We start from the raw sequence: 18,633 nt of genomic DNA on the forward strand, positions 1-18,633 counted from the left end.
ACCAAAGCACTCCTATAAAAAGAGTGCTTATTTTTTTTGAAATACATTAAGGTATAAAACTGTCAAGAACATTACTCAATACACCTTAAAATTGATTTAAATAGTTCTTTTTAACAACCTAAATTATGTGATATAATAAAAAAATAGAAGTGTACTACGAATACACTTCTATAGTTGCAATTAAGCATTCTCATGGACGGGAGTGCTTTTTTTATTTTTCCAAATAATTTTGTTTTTTTCATCTGTAATTATTAAATCAATCTCATTTTCTTCTAATATTTCTTTTGCAGTACAAATAAGATTATCTAAATCAAAACTTCTTGTAACTTCTAGTTGCTTATTATTTATAATTCTCTTTAGTATGGAAATTTTAAAAGCACACATATTATAATCCTTTCTTTTAGCAACAGTTTATTTTAAATTGTAGATAAAACTAAAAAGGGTTATTCTAGAAAACAAATTCCATTTAATTATACCTACTTATCAATATCATCACTTGATGTAGGCAAGATTCTACCACATTTTCTCCGTACTTTAGTATAAAATCATTTAACTGTGTATCTATAAAATCACAATAATCATATGAATCACCTATATAAGCTGTTAATATGTGTGTACACATATCCATTTTTCCCATATACATTGTTCACCTCCCTAAAAACAAAAAGAATATATCTTTTTGGCAACTGGCTGACATAACTTATAATTAATTTTATAAGTTTTAGTCCCTATAGCTTTACGTCACTAAATTTCTCTAGTTTTGCTGATTTAGTTTTATTCTACAATTACAATGATACATTAGAATTAATTATTATTCAACGTACCTGTCAGAAAATTAAAAATTTTAATAGTTATCTTAATAATATGAAAATTATTTCGCCTTAAAGAATAAAACAAATGGGTTGAATATATGGTAAATTTTACCTGTAGTTTTTGTATAAAAAAGCTCCTATTATTAATTTAAGCTAGATTGAATTTGAGGAAGTGACATAAAAATGGAGCAACAAGAGGTAATAGACAAACTATGTAGAGGGGAATTGATATTGATGGAATATATGTGGAGGAAAAAGTCTATTCTATCTAAAAAAGAAATAATATTAGCAATGCAGGAGAGGTATAAATGGAGGAAAAGCACTACAGAAATTTTACTTAAAAGATTAGTAAAGATGAAAGTATTAAATAAGAAAAGGACAGGTTTTAAATCAAATTATAAGGTACTAGTAACTAAAAAAGAATATTTAAGTGCTAGAAAAGAAGAAAGAAATACAATTAGAGATAATAACTTTTTTATAAGAATATTTACAACGATACATAAAATAAATAATGTTATAGAAGAAAAATTAAAAAGATTTATAAAAAATATGCAAAATATAGTAAAAAGATAATTTTATGTTTATATAGAAAGAAGGAAAATATTATGTTGAATAAAAAATTACCAGATGCAGAATTGAAACTCATGAAATTTATTTGGAATTCTGGTTATAAAACTGTAATATCGAAAGATGTTGCAGATGAGATAGAAAAAATGTATGGCTGGAAACATACAACTACAATTACACTTTTAACTAGACTAACTAAAAAAGGTTTTTTAATATCTCAGCGAATTGGAAAACATGTACACTATACAGTATTAGTTAAAGAAAAAGAATATCTAAAATTGGAAGGTAAAAGAATTTTTGGAGGTTTACATAATAATCCTATCTCAGAACTAATTTCAAAGCTACATGATAAAGAGGAAATAACAGAAGAAAAAATACTAGAAATAGGAGAATGGATAAAAACTTGGCAGGATGAAGATTAATAGATACAAAAAGGTAGCATCTATATAAATAGTTGCTACCTTTTTTATTGCTGTGGATAGTTGTGTTGATAAGTTGTGGAAAACTTATATAAAAATTGTGGATAAAATATTTTACTGACATCTAACTGACAAAAGTTAAAAAAATAAATAGTCTGAACATTAAAAAATATTGAAAAATAGCCATATATAAAAAAATAAAATAAATAAAAGTAACACTTTATAAGTGTTATTCTTTTTATTATTAACAAAAAATGGTTAAAATGTTGACGGAGAGATAAAACTCTATTATCATAAGAAGTGGGGGGATTCAATGATTGACAAAGTATTCAATGTACAAGAATACTTAATCTAAAAAAATTTATGGAGGGAAAAATTATGAGTAAGAAAAAGATAGGTTTAGTGCCTAAACTAATCATCGGTATCATAGTCGGTATTTTAATCGGAAGTTATGCACCAGAAATAATAGTTCAAATATTAGTAACAGTTAGTACTTTATTCTCAGCATTCTTAAAGTTTGTCATACCATTTATAATTATAGGATTTGTAACAGCAGGGATAGCTGATTTAGCAACAGGAGCAGGAAAGTTATTAGGAATAACTACAGGAATAGCATATGGTTCTACTTTAATTGCAGGAGTATTGTCATTTGCAGTATCTATGTTAATATTTCCAAATTTTATTGATGCAAGTGTAGCAAGTCAAATTGGAGACCCAGAAGCAGGAATGTTAGCACCAATATTTACAATTCCACTAGAGCCTATGGTAGATGTAACAGCAGCAATAGTGTTTGCATTTGTAATGGGACTTGGAATATCAGCTTTAAGAAATCATGGAAAAGGAGAAGTTCTATTTAATTTCTTCCAAGAATTCCAAGAAATAGTAACGAAAACGTTGTCAACAGTAATTATACCCTTATTACCATTATATATAGCAGGAACTTTTGCAAATATAACTATAGCAGGACAAGTATGGACAATATTAGGAGTATTCTGGAAAGTTTATTTAGTTGTAATACCATTACACTTTGTATACATGGCATGTCAATTCACAGCAGCAGGAGCATTCTCAGGAAAGAATCCAATCAAAATGTTAAAAAATCAAATACCTGGATATTTAACAGCTATAGGTACTCAATCTTCAGCAGCAACTATACCAGTTAACGTTGGTTGTGCAGAAAACAATGGTGTAAGTAAACAAATAAGAGAATTCGTTGTACCTCTTTGTGCAACAATACATCTATCAGGTAGTATGATATCTATAACTGGATTTACAACAGCAGTTTTAATGATGAATGGTATGCCTCATGGAATCAATGTATTATTCCCTTACATTGCAATGTTGGGGATAGCAATGGTTGCAGCACCAGGAGCACCAGGAGGAGCTATAATGAGTGCACTTCCTTTCTTACCAATGGTTGGAATACCATCAGATGGTGGTCTTGCGAGCTTAATGATAGCTTTATACTTAACTCAAGATAGTTTTGGTACAGCATGTAATGTATCAGGAGATAATGCAATAGCAGTAGTTGTCGATAAAATAAATGATGGAATGAGTAAAAAAGGAAATAAAGAAAAGCAAAGTGCTTAATTTCTTAATAAATAAAAATGAGTTATCTCAAAAAGAGATAGCTCATTTTTTTATAATTATAAGTCTTTCGTAATTATATATTTTTGTATTCTTTATGCTAATCTGTATCTAGTATTTTTCTATTTAAAAACTGTTTTAAGAGATGATATTAATAATTTATTTTCATCAGGCTTTAATATACATACTCTAAAAAAGTATTCATCTAAACCTTCAAATGAATAACAATCTCTTATTATTATCTTTTGAGGAATTAGTTTCTCACGAAGAGCTTTAGCAGTAAATTCCTTTGTTTTAATTTTACATAATATAAAATTACCTTGAGTATCATATACATCTAGGCTGTCTATGCTTTTAAGCTCCCCAAGTAAGTAATTTCTTTCAGTATTCATTAAGGAAATAGTACTAGAGATAAAGTTTGAATCTCTAAACATTATTTCTCCCATCTTAGAGGCTATTATGTTGATATTCCATAAATCTAAGTTGTTATTTATTTTATTCTTAACAGCATTATCAGATATAAGTCCATATCCAAGTCTTATGCCTGGTGTTGAAAAAAATTTTGATGTTCCTCTTATAACAAATAAATTAGAATAATCATCGACTAATTGAGTAGAAGAGTATATATTTGTATCAGTAAACTCTACATAAGTTTCATCAATCATTAAAAATTTATTTGTGTTTTTTAATATTTCTTTTATTTCTATTTTGTTAAATGCAAATCCAGTTGGATTGTTAGGATTGCAGATTACAACTAAATCATAGTCTTTAGAATTAATAGTCTTTATAAGATTTTCTAATTTTATATGAAAATTATCTTCTTCATTAGCAAAATATTTATCTATAGAACAATTAATTTTAGATAGTTCTTTTTCATACTCTGAATAAGCAGGAGAAAGTAAAAGAGCTTGTTTAGGGTTAATTGTATGTATAAAAGATGAAATTAATTCTGTAGCTCCACTACCAAGTACTATATTATCTATAGAACACTTACAGTAGTTAGATATAGAAGTTTTTAAGTCTATGTAATCAGGGTCAGGATACATAGATACTATATCTATATTGTTTACAATGTATTGTTTGGCTAAAACTGATGTACCAAAAGGGTTTATATTAGAACTAAAATCCATAAATTCTTCTTTTGAAAAGCCATACTTACTAGATAAACTATATAAATTAGCTCCATGATTTGTGCTCATAAAAGTACCTCCAAAAATAAAATTATATAATTAATAAAAATAACTGATTAATATATTTACATATAGATTATAATACAAAGGAATATTTATTCCAAATTTTTAAGAGAAAAAGCAAAAAAGTATGGATAAGCTGTTAATTTAGGTTTAAAAATGATGAAAAAGATTTTAATTGATATTTCAGTATGCTATAATATATAGGTTAATAGATGGAAAGCGGGAGGATTCAAGATGTACAAAGTTACAGGAAAAATGTTGACAGAAGAACAGATAAAAGTAAAAGTTTATGAATTAGGTAAAAAAATAGAAGAAGATTTTAAAGGTGAAGATTTACTAGTAGTAGGTATACTTAAAGGAGCTAGTGTATTTGTTTCAGATTTAATAAGATGTATAGATTTAGATGTAAATATAGATTTTATGAGTGTTACAAGTTATGGAAATTCAACAGAATCTTCTGGTACAGTTAAAATATTAAAAGATTTAGATGTAGATATTGAAGGAAAGAATGTGTTAATTGTAGAGGATATAATAGATTCTGGTTTAACATTAAGTAATCTAGTTGCAGCTTTAAAAACTAGAAATCCAAAATCTCTAAAATTATGCACTCTACTTGATAAGCCTCAAAGAAGAAAAGCTAATATACCTGTAGACTATGTTGGATTTGTTATAGAAGATAAATTCATTGTTGGTTATGGAATAGATTATGCTGAAAAATACAGAAATTTACCTTATATAGGTATAGTTGAGGATGTAGAATAGACTTAAATGTGAATTAAAAGCACTAATCTCTGTAGGAGTTAGTGCTTTTTAATTAAGTATATAAAATTTTAGTAAAGGAGACATCAGTATGGATATTCAATTGAGTATATTATTATTTTTCCAGAGTTTAAGAAATCCAATTTTAAATTTTATATTTCTTGTATTTACAGTAAGTACAGAAGCACCATTATTGATATTAATTACAGCAGTTATATATTGGTGTATAAATAAAAAATGTGGACAAAAAATGTTGTTCGCGATAGTTGGAAATTTTATTGTGAACCTAGGTATTAAAGAATTTGTAAAAGCTCCTAGACCAATAGGTATAAAAGGTCTTGAATCACTGAGAGTTTCTACCGCTGGAGGATACTCTTTTCCAAGTGCACATACTCAAACTGCAACTACATTTTGGGTTAGTATTATGACTATATTTAAAAGAAACTATATACGTTTGTTGGGTGCAGTGATGGTTTTAGGAGTAGGATTATCTCGACTATATTTGGCTGTTCATTGGCCTATAGATGTAATTGCTGGTTGGATACTTGGCATATTTTTTACCATTGTATTTGTAAAAGTATTTGACTATATCGATGATAATAAAAAATATATTTTTCTTGTAGCATTACTCATCCCATTTATATTAATAGCAATATTTCTAAAAAGCCCTGAATATTTTGAAAAATTTGGTATTCTAGTAGGATTTATATTTGGGTATATAGTTGAAGATAAGTTTGTTAAATTTACTACAGAAAATAATAATAAAAAGATTAATTTTAGTAATAAAAATAAAAAGAGCAAAAACATAGTATTTTCGAGAATATGCAGGTTTTTGATTGGAATAGTCACAATAGGAATTTTATATGTTGCTATTAAAGTGTTGATTTCAATATTAATAACGGCTTTAAATATAAGTGACTCTAGTATGAGTATAATTTTCATGAATTTTATTAAGTATACATTGGTTGTTTTTTATGGAATAGCAGGAGCTCCTGCATTATTTAAAATTTTGAAATTAAATTAATTTAATTTGTACTATTGTATAGAGACTAATTTAATTTTAAGAAAATTTAAGGGTAGAAAAGAGTGATTATTTGAAGAAAATAGTAGTAATAGGCGGTGGACCAGCAGGGATGATAGCAGCCTCAACTGCATCTGAAAGAGGGTTTGATGTAACTTTAATTGAAAAAAATCATAAGTTAGGCAAGAAGCTTGCAATAACAGGAAAAGGTAGATGCAATATAACTAATGATTGTGATATAGAAGAATTAATAGAAAATGTTCCTACAAATGGTAAATTCTTATATAGTGCTTTTTACACTTTTACAAATGATGATGTAATAAGTATGTTTAATAATCTTGGAGTAAAAACTAAAACAGAAAGAGGAAAAAGAGTTTTTCCAGAAAGCGATAAAGCGTTTGATGTTGTAAAAGCTCTTGAAAAACAAGTAAGAAGCAAAAAAGTAAATATATTATTAAACTCTAAGGTAGAAAAAATAATATCTAAAAATAATAAAATTGAAAAAGTAGTTCTAAACAATAAAAAAGAAATCAAGTGTGATTCTGTCATAATAGCAACGGGTGGATTAAGTTATCCACTTACTGGTTCTACTGGTGATGGATATAAATTTGCTATTTCGCAGGGTCATACTATTGTAGATACAAAACCATCTTTGATTGGTATGGAAGTTCAAGAAGGTTTTGTAAAAGATTTAGAAAAATTATCATTAAGAAATGTTGAGATAAGTGTGTTTAATAGTAAAAAAAAGAAAGTGTATAATGATTTTGGAGAACTTGAATTTACTAAATTTGGTTTAGATGGACCTATAATAAAGTCTGCAAGCTGTAGGATGAAAGATACAACTAAAGAAAATTATACTATACTGTTGGATTTAAAACCTGCATTAGATGAAGAAAAATTAGATAAAAGAGTTCAAAAAGATTTTCAAAAATATACAAATAAAAAATTTGAAAAAGCATTGGATGACTTGCTTCCTAAAAAACTTATACCTATAATAATAAATTTAAGTGAGATTTCTCCAGATACAGTTGTTCATCAAGTTTCTAGAGAACAAAGAAAAAATTTAGTTCATTTACTAAAAAATTTGAAATTTACAGTAAAAAGATATAGACCTATTGACGAAGCCATAATAACTTCTGGTGGAGTAAAAGTGAATGAGATAAACTCAAGTACAATGGAATCAAAATTGATAGAAGGTTTATTTTTTGCTGGTGAAGTAATAGATATAGATGCGTACACAGGAGGATTTAATTTGCAAATAGCTTTTTCGACTGGATATTTGGCAGGTTTTAATTGCTAAAAATTACCTGAATTAAAAATGTTTAAAATCACATAATATTATCAGCAACACAAAATAAATTAAACAGAAGGAAGGTAATCAACATGGCAAGTAACAATAACAACAACAAAACAGTAGTACCAGGAGCAAAAGAAGCTTTAAACCAAATGAAATTAGAAATAGCTAATGAACTTGGTATGAGTAATTATCAACAAGTTGATAAAGGAAACCTTACTGCAAGAGAAAATGGTTATGTAGGTGGATACATGACTAAAAAATTAGTTGAAATGGCTGAACAACAAATGGCTGGAAAAAACAACAGATAGTTAATAAATAATTATTTATAACTATTAGGCTATTGTTATAGCTAGAGCTATCTCAAATATAGAAAGTAATTTCTAAATTGAGATAGCTTTTTTTTATTAAGTTTTATATGTCGATATTTTTATGTAATAAATTTTAGAAATCTGGATAAAATAGTACAAATGAATATATTACATAAGGAGTGATGTAAAATGAGTAGTGTAAACTTTGAAGATTTAAAAAATAAATTTATTAATAGTGATTTAGATGAAAAAATAAGAATATATACGACAACAGAAGGATTATCAGTAGAACAGTTTAAAGAACTATTAAAATATTATCCAATACAACACTTATCTAAATTAGAAAAAGCTCTTGGATAATATCATATAGAAATAAAAATTAAAAAGGCAATTTGTTTAATATAAAAAAATAGATTTTATATTAAATAAATTGCCTTTTTATAATAAATTTATTTTATTATGCTTTTGATATATAATTATATATTCTTTCATTTCCAAGTTCAATAGACCCAGTATTGATAAGTGTAATAATACCTTCTATATCCTTAGGAGTCAGGTACTTGTATGGAATTGATAGATTATAACCAGTATCATGTAATAAATTTTTCAATTGAATTATTTGAGTAATATTAAAACTTTTTATAGACTTAGTAGATTTTTTTCTTGAATTAGACAAATTTTCATTTTGTATTTTTATTAAAGTTTCAATATAGTCTATATAAGATAACTTAAATTCATATTCACTTATTATTTTTTCATCAAGTATACTATTTATAAAATCTTGAGATAATATATTATCTGCAAATTTATCTGCTGTTAATTTTCCAGATATAATACCTTTTTGGTATTTTCTAAGAATTTTTTTTGTATAGCAGTATATTTTATTTCTTGTTTCTAAATCGAGTTGTTCTATTTGCACAAAAACACTTCCTTTTAATTGTAAGAATATTTATTTTGAAAAATTTATACTTATTCTATAAAGTTTTAATAATTTATTTACAATAAATACTAAATTATAAAATATTTGTTATTTTTTATTATTACCAAGTATAAAAAATATTATAATTGTAAAACTTACAAATATATGTAAAATATTTAGGAGTGATGAAAATGTTAGATGGGATAATAAAACTTTTTTATTCTGAAATTGTAAAAACAAAGATTAATAACTTAGATTCAAGTGGATATTCATTAAGGGATGAATGTAAAGAAATCAGAAATATAACTTTAAAGATAGACAGTGTGTTTTTTAAACTTTTAAAGTTAGTTTTTGGTTCAATACTGCTTATTGTAGCATTTAATCTAAATTGGATATTAGGTATAGGAGTATTTTTAGTTGGAGTGGTATACATTCTTTATAAGAGAAATATGGAAGAACAAGTGAAGGAACATATAAACAATGTAAAAAATAATATCGACATCTCTAAGATAACTTTTATGGATGAAAAGGGAAGAACAGGTCTAAATGCATTGATTACATTACTTCTTATAGGAATATTGACAGGATTTAACTGGATATTAGTTCTTAGTTTTGTCGTTGTTTTTGTTTTTACTATAAAGAATGTATGTTAAAATACTAATAAATAGTTTAATATATAGGGGGAGAAATTGAGTATGACTAATGGCAATTATAAAATGAAGAATTTAGTGGAAATATCTGCTATGGTGACTGAATCTACAGATTTTTTTAATATAAAAGATAAAATAATAGAAAAAATGTTAGAGGTTGTTCACCCTACAAAGGCATGTGTAAATCTATTTTATAAAAATGATTCTAAATATGCCTATTTAGTATGTTCACAAACTTTAGAATATGTACCTCAAATTTTTCCAATCAATAGTCTTAAAGGTGCAAAAATTGATTTTGACACATATCCAGAATATATCCATGAAGCTGTAAATGAGAAAAAGATAATATATGTAAAAAATGTATTTGAAGATTCTAGAGCAGAAGGGGAACGAGATTTAGCAAAATCTGAAGGTTACATTGGTAGAATAGTTTTTCCTTTTATCATAAATAATGAAGTAGTTGGATTTATGACTTGCTTTTTGACAGAAGAAGATTTTCTAACAGAACAAGATATAGACTTTATATCTTCTGTTGCATCTCTCTTAAGTTTATCAATAGAAATAACTAATAAAAATAATAATGTACAAATTTTGGTTGATAAATTAAGAGGTTCAATAAGTGCTATAAATGAAGCTACTAAAAAATTATATCTCAATAAAAGTATAGATGGATTTTTAGAAAACTTAAGTAAACAGGCGTGTAATATCACTAATAGTAAAGAAGCTTTGATAATTATAACAGGTCATGATAATAAAGATAAGATATTTAGCTGTTATAATACAGAGCATAAGAAGAAAACAAATTTATATCCTATGTTAGACAAGTTTGTAAATAAAGAATCCTTAGGAGGATATTTAAATAATTTAAAACCATGTTCACAAAAAGGGATAAACTTGGAAAGTTATATATATTACAAACTCCAAGATAAAAATGAGACTATAGGATGCATTGTTTGTGCAAACAGCAAAAACTACACTAGTGATGATTTAAATATTCTTAGTATATTATCTAAACAGGTTTTGGTTGGTATGCAGTTATATGAGCACAATGAAAAAGAAGTAAAGCACAAGGTTCTTGAGAATGAGTTAAATGTATTAAATAAACAGCAACAACTTATTATGGACAAAGGTAAAATGGATTGTAATGATGAAAAAGAACTTTATTTTTATCATAAACCAGCAAGAGTAGTAGGTGGAGATTTTTACTATGCTACAAAGGTAGATTCTGAACACATAGTTTATATTGTTGCTGATGTAATGGGTCATGGAATGGTTTCGAATTATGTTGTTGCAATGATAAAAGGTGCTTTTAAAGTGTTATGTAATCAGTATAAGACACCACAAGAAATAATGACAAATTTAAATAGTATGTTATATGATGAATTTGACAAGATGGGAGTATTTACAACTTGTTTGATTGGACTTATAGATATTAAAGAAAATATGATTACAGTATCTAATGCAGGACACTATAGCCCTGTAGTTGTAAAAAAAGATGGAACAATAGAAACTAACTTAAATTGTAAAAAGGGAATACCTATTGGGGTAATGGAAGATGCAACATATGAAAACAATACTCTTTCAATGGAAGATTATGCAATGGTATGTATGTATACTGATGGAATTTTAGAAATAAAAAATAAATCAAAAGAAGAATATGGTATAGATAGATTAGAAAACTTTTTAAAAGAAAATTTTAGATTAAATCACCAGTTGATAGTAGAAAATTTAAAATTAGATTTAAGAAACTTTTCATCAAAAGATAATTATGATGATGATATTTTAATCGTTATGTTAAAGGATAGGTAGATTGATTATGGATTTAAATAATAAAATAGAACTTGAAAGTCCAGAAATTATAATAATAAATGGAAGTCCGAGAAATAATAGAAACTGTAGTTTTATAGCAAATGAAATAAAACTTAAATTAGAAGAGAGTGGACTTAGTAGTAAAATATTCAATATATATGATATGTATATTGAATATTGTACAGCATGTGGGTTTTGTAATAAGACAGGGTATTGCAAATTTAATGATGATATGAAACCTCTATATAAAATGTTTGATAAATCAAAAGGAACTATAGTAATAAGTCCTGTACATTTTGATTCAATATCAGCTAAAGTAAAAACTGTTGTTGATAGAACTCAAGCTATCTATGCGAGTAAGTATATATTAAATAAGCCTTCAATTGATAGGAATAAAAAGCGTATAGGTATGTACATTGCAGTAGGAGGTAGTAAACCTTATGATTCACAATTTAAAGGTGGGCAAATAGTTATGGACTTTTTCTTTAAGAGTATAAATACTAAACTTTTACACAATATATATTTAAACAATACAGATAATATACCCTACAGAGATAATCAAGAGTTTAAAGACACTCTGTCGAAGAGTCTAAAAGTTTATATTGATTCAATATAATTTGATTTTGTAAGTAATATTATGTATAATTGTATTGCAATAATTTAAAAATAATTAAAGGAGGGAATTTCAATGAAATTACCAATAGCATTATCTAATAAACATGTTCATTTGAGTCAAGCTGATATAGACGTATTATTTGGAGCAGGTCATGAATTAACTAAATTTAAACCATTATCTCAACCAGGACAATTTGCCTGTGAAGAAAAAGTTGATTTAGTCGGTCCAAAGGGGACTCTAAAAGGAGTTAGAGTTTTAGGACCAGCTAGACCTCAAACTCAAGTTGAGATTTCTTTAGCAGATGGATTCCCATTAGGAGTAAAAGCTCCAATAAAAGAATCTGGTGATATAGCTGGAACTCCTGGTGTTAAATTAGTAGGACCAGCTGGAGAAGTTGAAATGAAAGAAGGAGTTATAGTTGCTTCTAGACATATACATATGAGCAATGAAGATGCTGCTAAATTTGGTGTAACTGATAAACAAATAGTAAAAGTTAAAACATCTGGACCAAGAGCATTAGTATTTGAAAATGTATTAGTAAGAGCTAGTGATAGCTTTAATTTAGAAATGCATGTTGACATGGAAGAAGGAAATGCAGCAGGTGTTAAAAATGGAGATTTAGTAGAATTAATAGTTGATTAGTTTTATGTATGAAATTTATGCTAGTGAATATTTTATTTACTAGCATATTTTTTAATGTAATAAATTTCTATATTATAAATTTAATCTATCAGATTAATTTATAATATAAAGGGGTATTATGAAAATTATAATAAAAACTTACAAAAATATGATATAATATGGTAAAATTAGATATATAAAATTTATATATGATAAAGAAGGCTCTTTTACTCCTAATACCAATATATGCAAATAGATAAAAAAGTTTGAAAAATCTAACTTAATTTATTATATATTGTATACAAAATTATGAAAAAAACTTAACATATTTAATTTAAAAAAAAATCTACTTAAATATGTAATTAATTTACAATTTTCAAAGGAATTTTATCAAATCTGTAGTATTATATTAGAAGATAGAGTATTTGCGCGACTATGTGTGTTTATATTTTTGTTGTGTAAATTATATGTAAATATAAAAAAATAGACTTGTTATAAACAAGTACAATTGTAGCTATCAAGGAGGATACATATTATGGCTAAGTTTATGAAAACACTTGATGGGAATACAGCTGCAGCTCACGTTGCCTATGCATTTACAGATGTAGCAGCTATATACCCAATCACACCATCTTCAACTATGGCTGAAGTAGTTGATGAATGGGCGTCACAAGGAAGAAAAAATATATTTGGACAAAAAGTTAATGTTGTTGAAATGCAATCAGAAGCAGGAGCAGCAGGAGCATTCCACGGTTCTTTACAAGGTGGAGCTTTAACTTCTACTTTTACAGCATCTCAAGGTTTATTATTAATGATACCTAACATGTATAAAGTTGCAGGGGAGTTATTACCAGGAGTATTCCATGTAAGTGCTCGTGCTTTAGCATCTCAAGCTTTATCAATATTTGGGGATCATCAAGACGTTATGGCTGCTAGACAAACTGGATGTGTATTATTAGCTTCTGGTTCAGTTCAAGAAGTAGCTGATATAGCACCTGTTGCACATTTAGCTGCAATAGAAGGTAAATTACCATTTATACATTTCTTTGATGGATTCAGAACTTCACATGAAATCCAAAAAGTGGAATTATTAGAAAATGAAGATTATGCAAGTTTATTAAACTTTGAAGCAGTTCAAGCATTTAGAGATAATGCTTTATCTCCAAATCACCCAGTTACTCGTGGTACTGCTCAAAACCCAGATATATATTTCCAAACTAGAGAAGCTTCTAACAAATACTATCAAAATATAGTAGGTATAGTTGAAAAATACATGGAAAAAATGAGTGATTTAACAGGTAGAAAACATAGTTTATTTGATTACTATGGAGCAGAAGATGCTAAATCTATATTAATTGCTATGGGTTCTGTAACAGAAACAATAGAAGAAACTATAGATTACTTAAATGCTAAGGGAGAAAAATATGGTTTAGTTAAAGTTCATTTATATAGACCATTCTCAATGAAACATTTCTTAGATGCTGTGCCATCTACTGTTGAAAGAATATGTGTACTTGATAGAACTAAAGAGCCAGGTTCAACTGGTGAACCATTATACTTAGATGTACGTGATGTATTCTATGGAAAAGAAAATGCTCCTATGATAATAGGTGGAAGATACGGATTAGGTTCAAAAGACACTACTCCTTCAGATATAAAAACTGTTTTTGATAACTTAGTTTCAGAACAACCTAAGAATGGATTTACAGTAGGTATAGTTGATGATGTAACTAATACTTCTTTAGCTCCATCTGAATCAATTAAAATAGCTTCTAAAGGAACTATAAGATGTAAGTTCTGGGGATTAGGTTCTGACGGTACTGTTGGAGCTAACAAACAAGCTATAAAAATAATCGGTGACCACACTGAAAAATATGCTCAAGCTTACTTTGATTATGACTCTAAAAAATCTGGTGGTATAACTATGTCTCACTTAAGATTTGGTGATACTCCAATAAGAGCTACTTATTTAATAGATGAGGCTGACTATATTGCCTGTCATAAACAATCATATGTTTATCAATATGATTTATTAAAAGGTCTTAAAAAAGGTGGTACATTTGTACTTAACACTATATGGGACCAAGCAGGAATTGAAGAAAACTTACCAGCTCATATGAAACAATATATAGCTAAAAATGATATAAAATTCTATACAGTTAATGCTGTTAAACTAGGACAAGAAATAGGTCTTGGAAATAGAATAAACATGATAATGCAATCTGCATTCTTTAAATTAGCTGAAATAATACCAGAAGAAGATGCTGTTAAATACTTAAAAGATTCTATAGTTAAAGCTTATGGTAAAAAAGGTGAAAAGATAGTTAACATGAACTATGCTGCTGTTGATGCAGGAATAAATGCTTTAGTTAAAGTTGAAGTTCCAGCTTCTTGGGCAAATGCTGTTGATGCAGATAAAGAAGAAGTTAAAGAACCAGAATTTATAAGAAATATATTAAGACCAATGACTGCACAAGAAGGTAATAACTTACCAGTAAGTACATTCAATGGTATAGAAGATGGAACATTCCCTTGTGGTACTTCAGCTTATGAAAAACGTGGTATAGCTGTTGATGTTCCTGAGTGGGTAATGGATAACTGTATCCAATGTAACCAATGTTCTTTTATATGCCCTCATGCATGTATAAGACCAGTTTTAGTTACAGAAGAAGAATTAGCTAATGCTCCAAAAGGATTTGAAGCTAAAAAAGCATTAGGTAAAGGATTAGAAGGATTAAAATATAGAATCCAAGTTAGTCCACTAGATTGTACAGGATGTGGAAACTGTGCTGACATATGTCCAGCTAAAGAAAAAGCTTTAGTTATGAAACCAATAGATACTCAACTTGATACAGAGTTAGATAACTGGGCATTTGCAGTAAATCCTGAAGAGGTAGCTCCAAAAGTTGATGTTATGCCTGCAAACACTGTTAAAGGAAGTCAATTTAGACAACCATTAATGGAATTCTCAGGAGCATGTGCTGGATGTGGAGAAACTGCATACATCAAGTTAGTTACACAATTATATGGAGATAGAATGATGATATCTAATGCTACTGGATGTTCTTCTATATGGGGAGCTTCTGCACCTTCAACTCCTTATACTTGTAACCATGAAGGCAAAGGTCCATCTTGGGCAAACTCTTTATTTGAAGACAATGCTGAATACGGATTTGGTATGTACACAGCTGTTAAACAAATAAGAGGAAAAATAGTAGATGCTATGACAGAATTAGTTTCTATGGATATCTGTGAAGATGCTAAAGCAGTATTTACAGAATGGTTAGATTCTAGAAATGATGGAGAAGCATCTAAAGTAGCAAGTGCTAAAGTTGTTGAATTATTAGAAAAACCAGCTTGTGATTGCACAGATGAAAAAGCTAAAGAATTAGTAAAAGCTATAAGAGATAGAAAAGATTATCTAGTTAAGAGATCTCAATGGATACTAGGTGGAGACGGTTGGGCATATGACATCGGTTACGGTGGATTAGACCATGTTCTTGCATCTGGCGAAAATGTAAATGTACTTGTATTTGATACAGAAGTATATTCAAATACAGGAGGTCAAGCTTCTAAAGCTACTCCAGCTGCTGCTATGGCTAAATTTGCTGCAGCAGGTAAACAATCTAGAAAGAAAGACCTAGGTATGATGGCTATGACTTACGGAAACGTATATGTAGCTCAAGTTGCTATGGGTGCTGATAAAAACCAATTTATCAAAGCTGTTCTAGAAGCTGAAAAACATGATGGACCATCTTTAATAATAGCTTACGCTCCATGTATAAACCATGGATTAAAAGAAGGTATGGGAAGAACTGTAGCTAACGAAGCACAAGCTGTTGCTTGCGGATACTGGCATTTATACAGATTCAATCCAGAAGTAAAAGCTGAAGGTAAAAACCCATTCACTTTAGATTCTAAGGAACCAACTGCAAGCTTCAGAGATTTCATACTTGCACAAGTAAGATACTCTGCTATAGCTAAACAATTCCCAGAAGAAGCTGATGGATTATTTGCAAAAGCTGAAGCTGATGCTAAAGAAAGATACGAAGGATATAAAAAATTAGCTGAATAATAATTAAAATATTATAATGCTTATTTAAGATATGATTTGATAATAATTAGGGATACTATTAAAAAATAGTATCCCTTTTTTATTTATATCAAACTGTGAGAATTAAGATTTTGTTTCGGTATATTGTCTATGTTTTTTAGGAGTATTTTAGGAAGAAACATACCTGTTTTGTTGCGATAAATAATATAATTGTTTCCAAATTCATTTATCATGTCTTTTTCTTCTTTTTTTGTTAATCTATAATATACAATTACTAGTATAGGCCACATAATTTTTCAAAACTGATGTTATTATTTCAAAGTTATATAACATCAACAGTTGAATCTTCAATTGATGAATATCTTCATCAACAATTTAATGCTTCAATCCATGAAAAATCTCTTGCAGAAATACTTACTTCACTTTCTACTATTGTTGCAGAACTATTTCAACAAGGAGTGGAAGAAGGCATATTTAAATGTGAATATACTTTAGAAGTATCAGAGATAATTTTATCTATTTTTACTTTTTTACTTGACCCAGGTATTTTTTATTGGAATAAAGAGGAGAAAAAACGCAAATTAGAAGCATTAAGTTTGATTTTAGAAAGAAGTCTAATGGCACCAAAAGGAAGGTTTAATTTTTTTATAAGGGATTTTTAAATTATTTAATTATTAAATAATATTTATAATATAGGAATTTATATTTTATATTCAAATATAAGTATTCAGTTTTGTGATTTAGCTTTAAATCTATCATTTTAAAAGAATCTATATTTAGTATAAAAAATATATTAAAGATAAAACACTATATAATAGTATAGATACAAAAGAGTATCCCATTTATGATTTTTAAAAATCATCTTGAGATACTCTTTTTGTATATATAGAAAAAGAGTATTTTATCCTACAAAGATTTGTGTCCAGTAAATTGAACCACCACTTTTTTGTGCTACTCCAACACCTATTTTACTGTAATTTGGATTTAATATATTTTTTCTATGACCTTCAGAATTCATCCAAGCATTTACAACTTCTTTTGGTGTTTTTTGTCCCATTGCTATATTTTCACCAGCTGTTTTATAGCTTATCCCAAACTTTTTCAACATGTCAAATGGAGAACCATAAGTTGGAGAATTATGTGCAAAGTAGTTGTTGTCAATCATGTCTTGAGATTTTTTTGTAGCGACATTTGATACATCAGCATCAAGAGTAAGTGGATTTAATCCAGCTTTAGATCTCTCTACATTTACTAAATCAACAACTTCTTTTTGGTAAGCTGAAAAATTTCCAGTTGTAGAGCCTGAATTGTTATTATCTTCAGGTTTATTAGATTCTGAGTTATTATTATCTTCAGGCTTATTAGTAGAGTCTGAATTGTTGTTGTCCTCAGGTTTATTAGATTCTGAGTTATTATTGTCTTCAGGCTTATTAGTAGAGTCTGAATTGTTGTTGTCCTCAGGTTTATTGTCCTCTGGTTTATTACTATCTTCAGGCTTATTAGTAGAACCTGAATTGTCATTATCTTCAGGCTTATTAGAGTCTGAGTTATTATTATCCTCAGGTTTATTAGTAGAACCTGAATTATTGTTGCCATTAGGCTTGTTAGTAATATTACAATTCTTGTCATTGTGATTCTTATCTTTACAAGAATTATCTTTGTCAGGTTTAAGTTCTGGTTTTACAGAACAATTTGGTTTTGCTGAAAACTTAAATTTAGCATTAGTATATACTAAATTTTTATTACTTATATTCATATTATTTTCAAGTGACGAAGCACTTGCAGTAACAGCACTGGAAGCTGTTGCTAAGGTTAACACTCCTAAAGCTAGTATAGTTTTTAATTTTGTTGGTATATTTTTTCTCATTATAAACACCTCTCAATCTAAAAATTCTAAAAATGTTACTAAATTGTAACCTTTAGTGTAGGGGGTACCCGTGCATTTATACTAACATAGAATCAAGTGTTTTTTTACTGTAAAGATATGTAAATAAAATATAA

The 18,633-nt window shown here is 27.9% G+C and carries 19 protein-coding genes and 1 riboswitch; of the genes, 14 read left to right on the plus strand and 5 right to left on the minus strand.

Features of this window, described 5'->3' with window-relative positions; all coding sequences use genetic code 11:
* Window positions 1–180: 180 nt before the first annotated feature.
* The gene (locus IC213_RS00535; RefSeq protein WP_227483802.1) at window positions 181–384 is read right to left on the minus strand and encodes a hypothetical protein; all 204 of its coding nucleotides are present in this window, start codon (window positions 382–384) and stop codon (window positions 181–183) included.
* Window positions 385–466: 82 nt separating this feature from the next.
* Complete coding sequence (locus IC213_RS00540; protein WP_227483801.1) at window positions 467–643, minus strand: hypothetical protein; 177 nt, start codon at window positions 641–643, stop codon at window positions 467–469.
* A gap of 35 nt (window positions 644–678) precedes the next feature.
* Window positions 679–775: riboswitch (cyclic di-GMP riboswitch) on the minus strand.
* Window positions 776–995: 220 nt separating this feature from the next.
* On the opposite strand from IC213_RS00540, the gene IC213_RS00545 reads away from it, so the two are divergent.
* From IC213_RS00545 to IC213_RS00555, 3 genes are all read left to right on the plus strand, one after another.
* Window positions 996–1,385: a BlaI/MecI/CopY family transcriptional regulator gene (locus IC213_RS00545; protein WP_227862615.1), complete on the plus strand. Its 390-nt coding sequence runs from the start codon at window positions 996–998 to the stop codon at window positions 1,383–1,385.
* A gap of 32 nt (window positions 1,386–1,417) precedes the next feature.
* Complete coding sequence (locus IC213_RS00550; protein ID WP_227862616.1) at window positions 1,418–1,801, plus strand: BlaI/MecI/CopY family transcriptional regulator; 384 nt, start codon at window positions 1,418–1,420, stop codon at window positions 1,799–1,801.
* 375 nt (window positions 1,802–2,176) lie between these two features.
* Window positions 2,177–3,388 (plus strand): dicarboxylate/amino acid:cation symporter, encoded by a 1,212-nt coding sequence (locus IC213_RS00555; RefSeq protein WP_227483798.1) that lies wholly within the window; start codon window positions 2,177–2,179, stop codon window positions 3,386–3,388.
* Between the two features lie 119 nt (window positions 3,389–3,507).
* On the opposite strand, the gene IC213_RS00560 is transcribed toward IC213_RS00555, so the two are convergent.
* Entirely contained in the window at window positions 3,508–4,584 is a 1,077-nt protein-coding gene (locus tag IC213_RS00560) for a pyridoxal phosphate-dependent aminotransferase (protein ID WP_227862617.1), read from the minus strand.
* Between the two features lie 228 nt (window positions 4,585–4,812).
* On the opposite strand from IC213_RS00560, the gene hpt reads away from it, so the two are divergent.
* The 5 genes from hpt (at window position 4,813) to IC213_RS00585 (ending at window position 8,323) form a co-directional block, all read left to right on the plus strand.
* Window positions 4,813–5,340 carry a hypoxanthine phosphoribosyltransferase gene (hpt, locus tag IC213_RS00565; protein WP_227862618.1) on the plus strand — a complete coding sequence of 176 codons (528 nt, stop codon included), beginning with the start codon at window positions 4,813–4,815 and terminating at the stop codon, window positions 5,338–5,340.
* 88 nt (window positions 5,341–5,428) lie between these two features.
* The gene (locus tag IC213_RS00570) at window positions 5,429–6,361 is read left to right on the plus strand and encodes a phosphatase PAP2 family protein (RefSeq protein WP_227862619.1); all 933 of its coding nucleotides are present in this window, start codon (window positions 5,429–5,431) and stop codon (window positions 6,359–6,361) included.
* A 70-nt stretch (window positions 6,362–6,431) separates the two neighbouring features.
* A complete protein-coding gene (locus tag IC213_RS00575) occupies window positions 6,432–7,658 on the plus strand; it encodes an NAD(P)/FAD-dependent oxidoreductase (protein ID WP_227862620.1) in 1,227 nt (408 codons plus the stop codon).
* Window positions 7,659–7,741: 83 nt separating this feature from the next.
* Window positions 7,742–7,963 (plus strand): alpha/beta-type small acid-soluble spore protein, encoded by a 222-nt coding sequence (locus IC213_RS00580; protein ID WP_227432380.1) that lies wholly within the window; start codon window positions 7,742–7,744, stop codon window positions 7,961–7,963.
* A gap of 189 nt (window positions 7,964–8,152) precedes the next feature.
* The gene (locus IC213_RS00585; RefSeq protein WP_003416012.1) at window positions 8,153–8,323 is read left to right on the plus strand and encodes a hypothetical protein; all 171 of its coding nucleotides are present in this window, start codon (window positions 8,153–8,155) and stop codon (window positions 8,321–8,323) included.
* 97 nt (window positions 8,324–8,420) lie between these two features.
* Here IC213_RS00585 and IC213_RS00590 read toward each other — a convergent pair whose 3' ends face one another.
* A complete protein-coding gene (locus IC213_RS00590) occupies window positions 8,421–8,882 on the minus strand; it encodes a hypothetical protein (RefSeq protein ID WP_227432381.1) in 462 nt (153 codons plus the stop codon).
* A gap of 191 nt (window positions 8,883–9,073) precedes the next feature.
* On the opposite strand from IC213_RS00590, the gene IC213_RS00595 reads away from it, so the two are divergent.
* The 6 genes from IC213_RS00595 (at window position 9,074) to IC213_RS00620 (ending at window position 17,294) form a co-directional block, all read left to right on the plus strand.
* Window positions 9,074–9,535: a hypothetical protein gene (locus IC213_RS00595; RefSeq protein WP_227862621.1), complete on the plus strand. Its 462-nt coding sequence runs from the start codon at window positions 9,074–9,076 to the stop codon at window positions 9,533–9,535.
* 42 nt (window positions 9,536–9,577) lie between these two features.
* Window positions 9,578–11,341, plus strand: a complete 1,764-nt coding sequence (locus tag IC213_RS00600) for a GAF domain-containing SpoIIE family protein phosphatase (protein WP_227432383.1) — start codon at window positions 9,578–9,580, stop codon at window positions 11,339–11,341.
* A gap of 7 nt (window positions 11,342–11,348) precedes the next feature.
* Window positions 11,349–11,957 (plus strand): flavodoxin family protein, encoded by a 609-nt coding sequence (locus tag IC213_RS00605; RefSeq protein WP_227835290.1) that lies wholly within the window; start codon window positions 11,349–11,351, stop codon window positions 11,955–11,957.
* A gap of 72 nt (window positions 11,958–12,029) precedes the next feature.
* Entirely contained in the window at window positions 12,030–12,599 is a 570-nt protein-coding gene (gene pduL, locus IC213_RS00610; RefSeq protein ID WP_227432385.1) for a phosphate propanoyltransferase, read from the plus strand.
* A gap of 514 nt (window positions 12,600–13,113) precedes the next feature.
* Window positions 13,114–16,653 carry a pyruvate:ferredoxin (flavodoxin) oxidoreductase gene (nifJ, locus tag IC213_RS00615; RefSeq protein ID WP_227432386.1) on the plus strand — a complete coding sequence of 1,180 codons (3,540 nt, stop codon included), beginning with the start codon at window positions 13,114–13,116 and terminating at the stop codon, window positions 16,651–16,653.
* Window positions 16,654–16,937: 284 nt separating this feature from the next.
* Window positions 16,938–17,294: a hypothetical protein gene (locus tag IC213_RS00620; RefSeq protein ID WP_227862622.1), complete on the plus strand. Its 357-nt coding sequence runs from the start codon at window positions 16,938–16,940 to the stop codon at window positions 17,292–17,294.
* Window positions 17,295–17,533: 239 nt separating this feature from the next.
* On the opposite strand, the gene IC213_RS00625 is transcribed toward IC213_RS00620, so the two are convergent.
* A complete protein-coding gene (locus IC213_RS00625; RefSeq protein WP_227835808.1) occupies window positions 17,534–18,499 on the minus strand; it encodes a CAP domain-containing protein in 966 nt (321 codons plus the stop codon).
* Window positions 18,500–18,633 lie beyond the last annotated feature (134 nt).

Source organism: Clostridioides sp. ES-S-0049-02 (genome assembly GCF_020658465.1).
GTDB lineage: Bacteria > Bacillota > Clostridia > Peptostreptococcales > Peptostreptococcaceae > Clostridioides.

Coding starts and splice junctions, on each gene's coding strand:
- IC213_RS00585 (WP_003416012.1), top strand. CDS start 8,153: ATGAGTAGTGTAAACTTTGAAGATTTAAAAAATAAATTTATTAATAGT.
- IC213_RS00570 (WP_227862619.1), top strand. CDS start 5,429: ATGGATATTCAATTGAGTATATTATTATTTTTCCAGAGTTTAAGAAAT.
- IC213_RS00555 (WP_227483798.1), top strand. CDS start 2,177: ATGAGTAAGAAAAAGATAGGTTTAGTGCCTAAACTAATCATCGGTATC.
- IC213_RS00560 (WP_227862617.1), bottom strand. CDS start 4,584: ATGAGCACAAATCATGGAGCTAATTTATATAGTTTATCTAGTAAGTAT.
- pduL (WP_227432385.1), top strand. CDS start 12,030: ATGAAATTACCAATAGCATTATCTAATAAACATGTTCATTTGAGTCAA.
- IC213_RS00600 (WP_227432383.1), top strand. CDS start 9,578: ATGACTAATGGCAATTATAAAATGAAGAATTTAGTGGAAATATCTGCT.
- IC213_RS00535 (WP_227483802.1), bottom strand. CDS start 384: ATGTGTGCTTTTAAAATTTCCATACTAAAGAGAATTATAAATAATAAG.
- IC213_RS00595 (WP_227862621.1), top strand. CDS start 9,074: ATGTTAGATGGGATAATAAAACTTTTTTATTCTGAAATTGTAAAAACA.
- IC213_RS00545 (WP_227862615.1), top strand. CDS start 996: ATGGAGCAACAAGAGGTAATAGACAAACTATGTAGAGGGGAATTGATA.
- IC213_RS00605 (WP_227835290.1), top strand. CDS start 11,349: ATGGATTTAAATAATAAAATAGAACTTGAAAGTCCAGAAATTATAATA.
- IC213_RS00620 (WP_227862622.1), top strand. CDS start 16,938: ATGTTATTATTTCAAAGTTATATAACATCAACAGTTGAATCTTCAATT.
- IC213_RS00540 (WP_227483801.1), bottom strand. CDS start 643: ATGTATATGGGAAAAATGGATATGTGTACACACATATTAACAGCTTAT.
- IC213_RS00550 (WP_227862616.1), top strand. CDS start 1,418: ATGTTGAATAAAAAATTACCAGATGCAGAATTGAAACTCATGAAATTT.
- hpt (WP_227862618.1), top strand. CDS start 4,813: ATGTACAAAGTTACAGGAAAAATGTTGACAGAAGAACAGATAAAAGTA.
- IC213_RS00625 (WP_227835808.1), bottom strand. CDS start 18,499: ATGAGAAAAAATATACCAACAAAATTAAAAACTATACTAGCTTTAGGA.
- IC213_RS00580 (WP_227432380.1), top strand. CDS start 7,742: ATGGCAAGTAACAATAACAACAACAAAACAGTAGTACCAGGAGCAAAA.
- nifJ (WP_227432386.1), top strand. CDS start 13,114: ATGGCTAAGTTTATGAAAACACTTGATGGGAATACAGCTGCAGCTCAC.